General features: G+C 50.7%; 9 protein-coding genes. 1 reads left to right on the top strand and 8 read right to left on the bottom strand.

From position 1 onward, the window contains the following. The first annotated feature begins 140 nt into the window (after positions 1–140). Complete coding sequence (locus tag BZG75_RS07345) at positions 141–1,475, top strand: outer membrane protein transport protein (protein WP_077576590.1); 1,335 nt, start codon at positions 141–143, stop codon at positions 1,473–1,475. 110 nt (positions 1,476–1,585) lie between these two features. Here the strand turns inward: BZG75_RS07345 and BZG75_RS07340 are convergent, their stop codons facing one another. The 8 genes from BZG75_RS07340 to BZG75_RS07305 form a co-directional block, all read right to left on the bottom strand. Then, the gene (locus BZG75_RS07340; RefSeq protein ID WP_021023094.1) at positions 1,586–2,344 is read right to left on the bottom strand and encodes an MlaA family lipoprotein; all 759 of its coding nucleotides are present in this window, start codon (positions 2,342–2,344) and stop codon (positions 1,586–1,588) included. 74 nt (positions 2,345–2,418) lie between these two features. Further along, positions 2,419–3,630: a c-type cytochrome biogenesis protein CcmI gene (gene ccmI, locus BZG75_RS07335; protein WP_077576589.1), complete on the bottom strand. Its 1,212-nt coding sequence runs from the start codon at positions 3,628–3,630 to the stop codon at positions 2,419–2,421. Beyond that, complete coding sequence (locus tag BZG75_RS07330) at positions 3,627–4,172, bottom strand: cytochrome c-type biogenesis protein (protein WP_077576588.1); 546 nt, start codon at positions 4,170–4,172, stop codon at positions 3,627–3,629. The genes ccmI and BZG75_RS07330 overlap by 4 nt, the downstream gene beginning before the upstream one ends. Then, positions 4,169–4,720 (bottom strand): DsbE family thiol:disulfide interchange protein, encoded by a 552-nt coding sequence (locus BZG75_RS07325; protein ID WP_021023091.1) that lies wholly within the window; start codon positions 4,718–4,720, stop codon positions 4,169–4,171. Before BZG75_RS07325 ends, BZG75_RS07330 begins: the two co-directional genes overlap by 4 nt. Then, on the bottom strand, positions 4,717–6,690 hold the full coding sequence (locus BZG75_RS07320; RefSeq protein WP_077460322.1) for a heme lyase CcmF/NrfE family subunit: 1,974 nt from the start codon (positions 6,688–6,690) through the stop codon (positions 4,717–4,719). Before BZG75_RS07320 ends, BZG75_RS07325 begins: the two co-directional genes overlap by 4 nt. Then, a complete protein-coding gene (ccmE, locus tag BZG75_RS07315) occupies positions 6,687–7,172 on the bottom strand; it encodes a cytochrome c maturation protein CcmE (protein ID WP_021023089.1) in 486 nt (161 codons plus the stop codon). The genes BZG75_RS07320 and ccmE overlap by 4 nt, the downstream gene beginning before the upstream one ends. Continuing rightward, positions 7,169–7,375 (bottom strand): heme exporter protein CcmD, encoded by a 207-nt coding sequence (gene ccmD, locus BZG75_RS07310; protein WP_021023088.1) that lies wholly within the window; start codon positions 7,373–7,375, stop codon positions 7,169–7,171. Before ccmD ends, ccmE begins: the two co-directional genes overlap by 4 nt. Continuing rightward, a complete protein-coding gene (locus BZG75_RS07305) occupies positions 7,375–8,112 on the bottom strand; it encodes a heme ABC transporter permease (RefSeq protein ID WP_077460321.1) in 738 nt (245 codons plus the stop codon). Before BZG75_RS07305 ends, ccmD begins: the two co-directional genes overlap by 1 nt. Between the last annotated feature and the right edge of the window lie 26 nt (positions 8,113–8,138).

Here is an 8,138-nt window from a genome sequence, read left to right as displayed (position 1 = left end):
CAATTTATTAGATTATTCAACTAAAAAATAAAAAATTACAAATTATTATTTTATTTTAATCCATTTTGGCAGCGCTAAATTGATTTGCGCGCACGAGCTTTTACTCTAGGCTTCCCTTTAAACCGCGAACAAGTAAGCAGATGAAAAATAATAAGATCGTTTATCTCGCCGTTGCCACCGCACTCGGCTCGCTTTCCACCACCGCCCACAGCGCGGGTTTTCAGTTAGCAGAAACCTCAGCAACCGGCCTTGGCCGTGCCTTTGCCGGTGAAGCCGCAATGGCCGATAACGCCAGTGCGCAATTTCGCAACCCTGCCCTGCTCAGCTATTTGGCGGACACCCAGGTATCAGCGGGTGGCATCTACGTGAATCCCAATGTCGATATTGATGGACAAAACTCTTCAACTGGCCCCACATCAACCGATGATGTCGCCCATGATGCCGTGATCCCTAACTTTTACTTTTCGCATCAACTCGACGACCGTTTTACCGCGGGCATCGCGTTGGCCACCAACTTTGGCATGGAAACCGATTTAGGCAACGACTTTACCGGCACCCAGTTTGGTAACGAAGCGGCGGTCACTACTTTTGAAATCAACCCAAACCTTGCCTGGAAGGCCACCGACCAGTTGCGTATTGGCGCCGGTATCCGTTATGTGCTGGGGGAAGGCAGTATTGGGGCGAAAACAAACACTGACGGCAGTATGGTTACCAAGCAGGGAAAACTACCTGTAAATGAAGGAACAACCCTCAAATATATGGAAGGCGATGATCGTGCATGGGGCTGGCAATTGGGTGCCGTGTACGACATCAATGACAAGCATCGCATTGGCGTCAATTATCGCTCGGAAGTGAATCTGACGTTAGATGGACATGCTGAAGGGTTAACCTACAATATAAATCCCAATGGCTCAGGCTCCCCCTTCAGCAATACACACTACGCGGGCAGCATGGATCTTACTCTCCCCGCCACCGCAGAGCTATCATCCCTGCATCAGCTGACTGAGCAATGGGCGGTACATACCAGCCTTAATTGGACCGAGTGGAGCAGCTTTGACAAGTTAGAGGCAGATATTCCATCGCTGTCTAGTGACCCACAAATGGTCAAAGTCGAAAACTGGGAAGATAACTACCGCTTTGCGATCGGCACCACGTATCAGTGGAATCAACAGCTAACACTGCGCTCAGGTATTGCCTATGACACCTCGGCAGTCAGTGATCAAAACCGTACCTTGACCATCCCAGAAACCGATCGTACCTGGTTAAGCGTGGGTGCAGGCTATGAGATGACGCCACAGCTCACCCTAGACGCGGCCTTTACCTATGTCTTTGCCAAAGACGCCCCGGTAAAAGAGCCCCGTGATGGTATTGATTCGCTATCTGAAGATGTTGCAGCTCAGGCGTTCGGAAGTTTTGAAGGCGAAACCACCGGTAATGTGTGGTTAGTCGGCGTGCAGGCCAGCTATCGTTTTTAAGTGTTAGACCACTGAACGCTCGCCAGTCAATGCGGATAATCACACAAAAACACCACGGTCTGGGCCGTGGTGTTTTTTATCGCGTTTTTGTGCAACAAGCTCACGTCAACTTACGGTGCAGCGTCGATATCATCGATAAAGTCATCGAGAAACTCATCATTCAAGGCCGGTTGTTGCTCTAACGCCTCGTCCCCTTTGGCACGATAGCGACGATTTTGTAGATAAGCCTCACGCGCAAACGCATAAGGGTCTGGCGAGTTGTCCAGCTGTGATTCTTGCGATACCAAGGCCGCTCGTGATTCCATGCCATCAAACATCCACTTTAACGCCGACTGCGGCAACGTCAGTAATGCCAGTGGCGGGTATAAGCCATCGACCACTTCACCGGCACCTTCTCTGACCGACGTAGGACCATAACCCGGCAGCATAATATAGGCGCCCGTACCGACATCATAGTGCCCCATCGCATCGCCAAACTCACGTTGGTCGTATTGCTGAATATCGGCTGCAGAGGCGATATCAATTAAGCCACCCAAGCCAAACAAGGTGTTAATCCAAAAGCGATTAAAATGGGTGACCGCTTTTTCGCCCTCTAGCATCAGCACGCTATTTAAAAAACTGGCTGGCTCTTCTAGGTTACCCAAAAAATTGGAAATCCCGGTGCGCATTGGGCTCGGCACATAATCGACGTAGGCGATCGAAACCGGACGCGCAACATAGGGATCAAGGTAATCGTAATTTACCGTCCACATCGCACGGTTAAATCCTTCTAATGGATCATCGGGGTGCGGCTCGGCACCCGGTGGGCGTGACGCACACCCTGCGACAAGACCTAATATAAGCGCCATTAAACACAGACGTTTCCACATCAAATGGGATTCCTCTATAAAATGAAAGGCTGGGAATGCCCAGCCTTGGTAACAATCTGTCTATTTTGTCTTGGTTACTGCTGTTTGTCGATAACCAGTTCAACCCCTTCGCTTAAGGCCACCGGATCACTGACACCCACCCAGTCGCCTTGCTTAGTCGCGACATTGCCATCTCGGTCAATACGCGCTTTGATCACCACGCTATCAAGCGAGGAAAGTGCCTGCACCGGATTCAAACTGTCGCTATCAGCCAAGGCCAGTGAAACCGGAAACTTAGACAGTGGGAGACGCTTAGCGGCAATCGGCATCGCCGCCTCAGCCGATGCATGCGCGGAAATGATCAGCACGCCATCCTCGGGTAATTCAACCTGCTCTCCCAGTTTCACCGTGATCGCTATCTTGGCTCCTGCGGCACTGTTGAGAGCAAGCTGGGCACGGGCAATCGACTGATCAAGGGTTTGGTTACGCGGGTCGTCTTTGCCAATCAAGGTTTTCATCGCATTCCAAGTCGCGATGGCATCTTGATAACGGCCTTGCTCGAACGCCTGGTAGGCCAGTAACGACATCGCCTGTAGATTAAAGGGATCGTCTTTCACCACAGATTTTAATAAATTCTGCGCCCGGGCACTGTCTGCCTCATCACCTGCAAACAGCAAGGCTTGCGCCAACCCCACTTGAATATCGGATTGCGAGGGTGTCAAGGCATAAGCTTTTTCCATCGCCCCTTTGGCGGTTTCGCCATCCCGATTGGCCAAGCCAATACGTCCGAGCAACAACCAACCGGTGCTGTCTTGCGGCTCGTGCTGTAAGCGGGTCCGCAACGCCAAGGTAAGATCTTGCATCTCTTGCTGAGTTAATGGCTTCTCGCCCTCGAGTAACCGCTTTGATAGCTCGGGCAACTGTTTGGCGGTTTGCTGCCACTGCGCGACCTGATTCGCACTCCCTTCAATGCCATATAACCCAAAACTCACTATCGCAAGCACAATAAGCCCCGGCACCCATTGCATTGGCGTTAAGCGCAAATGACGAGCCTGCTTGGCTTTTTCTTTTTCAGGGATATCGTCCAACAAGGATTGTTGCAAATCCTGCGTTAAGTCCTGCTCATTATCAATCAGCCCTTCGGCACCCTCAGACTGGATTTCTTCAACCCGGTCATAATAAAAGGCTTTGTTAAGTGCATCCCGGCTGGCTTGATGGTCGTGTTCGCTTTTTTGCCAAAGGGGCCAGAGAAACATCACCGCGCCAAGTACAAAAAACACCAAGGTGGCGCCCCAAAACTCAATCATTTTGGCTCCTTTTTCTGTTCGGTTGATCCATGCTCAGCGGATACTTTAGGCTCTGCGTCGGTCGTTTTTTCTGAGGCTAAGGTCGCTTTCTCTGAAGCTAATAACGCATCAAGCCGTTGTTGTTCTTCATCACTGAACGCCTCATTCAGCGTTTGCTTGGCTCGGCGACTGCGCACAACCATCAACCCAAGCCCAGTGAACATGACCAGTGCAGGCGCAAGCCATAAGACTATGGTGGAGGCAGTCAATGGCGGATTATAGGTCACAAAATTGCCATACCGTGCAATCATAAAGCTGCGAATTTCATCGTCAGTACGCCCTTGCTGCAGCATTTGATGAACTTTTTGCCGTAAGTCTTGCGCCAGTTCGGCATTGGAATCAGCAATGCTATTGTTCTGACATTTAGGACACCGTAACTCACTGGTGAGGGCGCGAAAACGCGCCTCTTGTTTGGCTGAATCAAACTGATAGACATCAATCGCATTGGCAAATGCTAAGGTCGCACCGGCCCACAATAGGACAATCATGATCACTTTTTTCACGATCCCTCCTCCTGCAATGCGTTAAATTTAGGCTTTAAGGTTTCTTGCCAATTACGTGCGTTAACATCCCCCACGTGCCGGTATTGAATGATACCGTTGGCATCGATCAAAAAGGTTTCTGGCGCGCCATATACCCCTAAATCAAGCCCTAGCATGCCATCGCCATCGTATAGACTGATCTGGTAAGGATTGCCAAGATTATTCAGCCATTTTACCGCTTTGCCGCGATCATCTTTGTAGTTGAGTCCAATGATTTTGACCCCTTGCGACGCCAGTTTATTGAGAAACTGATGCTCGGCATAACAGGTAGGGCACCAAGTCGCCCATACGTTTAACAGTAAAGGCTCACCATTAAAAATAGCCTGGTCATACACTTTGCCCGGCGTTTGCAAATCTTCGAGATGAAAAGCGGGCACCGGCTTGCCCACTAATACCGATTCAAGCTTGGTGGGATCGTCTCCTTGCGCATTTTTATCGAGCTGGGCGACAAAAAAGCCAGCGAGAGCAACAAAGGCGAGCAATGGGAGAAACCACAGTAACTTCTTCATCCTTTCGCCTCCGATGTCGCAGTTGATGAGATCGATTTACGACGAAAGCGGTAGCGCTTATCACTGATCGCTAACGCGCCGCCGAGTGCCATCACGATGGCACCAAACCAGATCCAACGGACAAAAGGTTTGTAATAAAGCCGCATCGCCCAAGCGCCATCCGGCAATTCTTCACCCATGGCAATGTAGAGATCTCGAGTTAACCCGCGATCGATGGTTGCTTCTGTCATCATCGAACGCTGAACCGAATAAAAACGCTTTTCTGCTTCTAAGTGATTGATAAAGCGATCGCCGTGGTACACATCAAAAGAGGCTACATAGCCTTGATAGTTCGGTCCTTGTTTTTCCGACAAGTCAGTGAAGTTAAAGGTATACCCTTGCAGCGTGACACTGCTTCCTGGCGCCATTTTAACGTCACGTTCAATATCATAATTTTCCACCATGGCCACACCGATAATGGTAATGGCTAAGCCAATGTGTCCCAGCACCATCGCCCAATGACTGCGCCCTAACTTTTTGATCCCGACACGGAATGGATGCCGATGCGTGGCGCGTAAATGCAGCTCATAGCCATGCAAGAAGGTAATCCACAGCGCCATGGTGACCCCCATGGCCGCCATCGCTTTAAAGCTATCAGCCAATAAGGCAATGGATCCAATCCCCAAAGCGACCGCCGCGATCCCGCTTGCGAGCATGGGTTTGGCGAGGGTGGAAAGCTTATCGCGCTTCCAACGGATTAAGGGACCAATCCCTAAGAAAAAGGCAAAAGGCAGCATTAGCCATGCAAACAAAAAGTTAAAGAAAGGTTCGCCAATGGAGACCGATCCTAACCCAATTTGTTTGTGCACCAAGGGAAGCAAGGTGCCGATTAAGACTATCACCAACGCGGTCATCAACAAGGTATTGTTAACCAACAAAGCGTTCTCGCGTGAAATGAGCGACACCTTGGTGTTCCCTCGAATTTCTGAGGCGCGCAACGCATAGAGCAACAATGAACCACCAATCACCACCACCAAGAAGCCAAGAATAAATAGCCCTCGCGCCGGGTCGGACGCAAAAGAATGTACCGAGACCAAGACGCCTGAGCGCACTAGGAAAGTACCTAACAAGCTTAATGAGAATGCGGATATCGCCAATAATACGGTCCAGGCTTTAAAGGTGCCCCGTTTTTCGGTCACTGCCAGCGAGTGCATTAATGCCGTCCCAGCAAGCCACGGCATAAACGACGCGTTTTCGACCGGATCCCAGAACCACCAGCCTCCCCAGCCCAGTTCGTAATACGCCCACCAGGAGCCAAGTGCGATCCCAAGGGTAAGAAATAGCCAAGCGGCCGTAGTCCAAGGTCGTGACCAACGCGCCCAGGCGGTATCTAAGCGACCGGCCAACAATGAGCCAATCGCAAAAGCAAACGCAACCGAGAAGCCCACATACCCCATATACAAAATCGGTGGGTGGACAATAAGTCCTGGGTCTTGCAGCAATGGGTTTAAATCACGCCCGTCGACAGGAAAGTAAGGTAAGGTGCGATCAAAGGGATTGGACGTTAGAATAATAAAGAGTAAAAAGCCAACCGAAATCATCCCCATGACGGCTAAAACGCGCGCGACAGAGGACAGCGGCATGCCGCGACTAAACACAGCCACCGCTACCGTCCACAGTGCTTGCACCAACACCCAAAGTAATAATGAGCCCTCGTGAGCGCCCCATACCGCAGTGAGGCGATAGTACCAAGGCAGTGCACTGTTGGAGTTACTGGCGACGTAAGCTACCGTAAAGTCATTGGTGTAAAAGGCCCAACTCAAGGCGATAAAAGAAAACAGCAACATGGCAAACATTCCCACAGACAGTGGCCGTGCCATTTTCATCATGCCTTCATGCCCTTTACTCGCCCCATAGAGGGGATAAAAACTTAAAAGTAGCGCCAGTCCCAGGGCGAGGATTAACGCATAATGCCCGAGCTCAACAATCATAACTGACTACCTTGTTTTTGCTCCTCGGTGTATTCAAGTGGCTGATGGTTTTTCTCCATCGCCTCCGCGATTTCTGGCGGCATATATTCTTCATCGTGCTTAGCCAGTACTTCACTCGCTTTCACCGTACGCGAATCAACAAGTACCCCTTGCGCGACAATGCCTTGTCCTTCTCGAAATAAGTCCGGCAAGATCCCCTCATAGGTCACAGTGACGGCAGGGCCTACATCGGCGACATCAAACTGAATTTGCAAAGACTCCTGATCGCGTTTCACCGAGCCTTCTACCACCATACCGCCGATACGAAGACGCTGACCGACTGTTGGCTTGGTCCCATCGGGTTTGCCTTGCACGATTTCAGTGGGGGTATAGAACAAGTCCATATTCTGATTCAAGGCGTAAACAACGAGCCCAATCGTGGTCGAGGCGCCAAGAACCAAAGCAAGGGTAATCCACAATCGTTTCTTACGTCGGGGCGTCATAAGGTGTTCTCCAGTGATTGAGCGTCTTTTATTCGCTGCTCTCGTGCGATTTGTTGTTTAACGGCTTGCAGGCGTTTGTTGTGAGTACGGTGATAACCGATAATCAGCGCAATCATCGCACCCGCGGTGATACCAAACGCACTCCACACATAGGCGGCATAGCCCCCCATGGATAAAAACGCACTGATACTATCAAAATGCATTAGTGGTCCTCCGCCAGCGCACGGACCCAAGGTCGATGAGACTCACGTAACAAAATTTGATTACGCAGCCCCATCAAGGTCAGGGCGATAAAAAAGCAAGCGAAACCCAGCAGGCAAACCAATAGCGGCCATAGCATGCCAGGATCGATAGACGGCCGAGCGAACTTAGTGATGGTGGCGCCTTGATGTAAGGTGTTCCACCACTCTACCGAGAAGTGAATAATAGGAAGATTAATCACGCCGACCATGGCTAAAATACCGGCGGCTTGTGAGGCGGTACGCGCATCATCGAACGCGTTGTAAAGCGCCATCACACCGATATAAAGGAACAGCAAAATCAACTCAGACGTGAGTCGGGCATCCCAGACCCACCAGGCGCCCCACATCGGCTTACCCCAAATTGCGCCGGTCACCAACGCTATAAAGGTAAAAACGGCCCCAACAGGCGCAATGGCACCCACGGCCCAATCGGCCATTTTAATCTGCCAGACTCGACCGATAAAAGCGGCTATCGCCATTGACATATATGCACCCATCGACCAGATTGCGGCCGGCACGTGGATATAGATAATGCGAAAACTATCGCCTTGTTGATAATCTGCGGGCGCGAACGCCAGCCCCCATATATTTCCGATCATTAAGCTCAGCCCAGCCAGCACGGCAAACCAAGGGAGCAAAGTCCCACAGAGCCGATAACTCACTTCAGGTTTTGCGTAAGGGTGAAGCCACTTCCACATGACAATTGCTCTACTTCCTGATTAAT

Source organism: Salinivibrio sp. AR640 (assembly GCF_001995405.1).
Lineage (GTDB): Bacteria > Pseudomonadota > Gammaproteobacteria > Enterobacterales > Vibrionaceae > Salinivibrio > Salinivibrio costicola.
Note: the sequence above shows the minus strand (reverse complement) of the source record. Positions and strands in the feature narration are given on the sequence as shown.

Coding starts and splice junctions, on each gene's coding strand:
- BZG75_RS07320 (WP_077460322.1), bottom strand. CDS start 6,690: ATGATTGTTGAGCTCGGGCATTATGCGTTAATCCTCGCCCTGGGACTG.
- ccmD (WP_021023088.1), bottom strand. CDS start 7,375: ATGCATTTTGATAGTATCAGTGCGTTTTTATCCATGGGGGGCTATGCC.
- BZG75_RS07340 (WP_021023094.1), bottom strand. CDS start 2,344: ATGTGGAAACGTCTGTGTTTAATGGCGCTTATATTAGGTCTTGTCGCA.
- BZG75_RS07325 (WP_021023091.1), bottom strand. CDS start 4,720: ATGAAGAAGTTACTGTGGTTTCTCCCATTGCTCGCCTTTGTTGCTCTC.
- BZG75_RS07345 (WP_077576590.1), top strand. CDS start 141: ATGAAAAATAATAAGATCGTTTATCTCGCCGTTGCCACCGCACTCGGC.
- ccmI (WP_077576589.1), bottom strand. CDS start 3,630: ATGATTGAGTTTTGGGGCGCCACCTTGGTGTTTTTTGTACTTGGCGCG.
- BZG75_RS07305 (WP_077460321.1), bottom strand. CDS start 8,112: ATGTGGAAGTGGCTTCACCCTTACGCAAAACCTGAAGTGAGTTATCGG.
- ccmE (WP_021023089.1), bottom strand. CDS start 7,172: ATGACGCCCCGACGTAAGAAACGATTGTGGATTACCCTTGCTTTGGTT.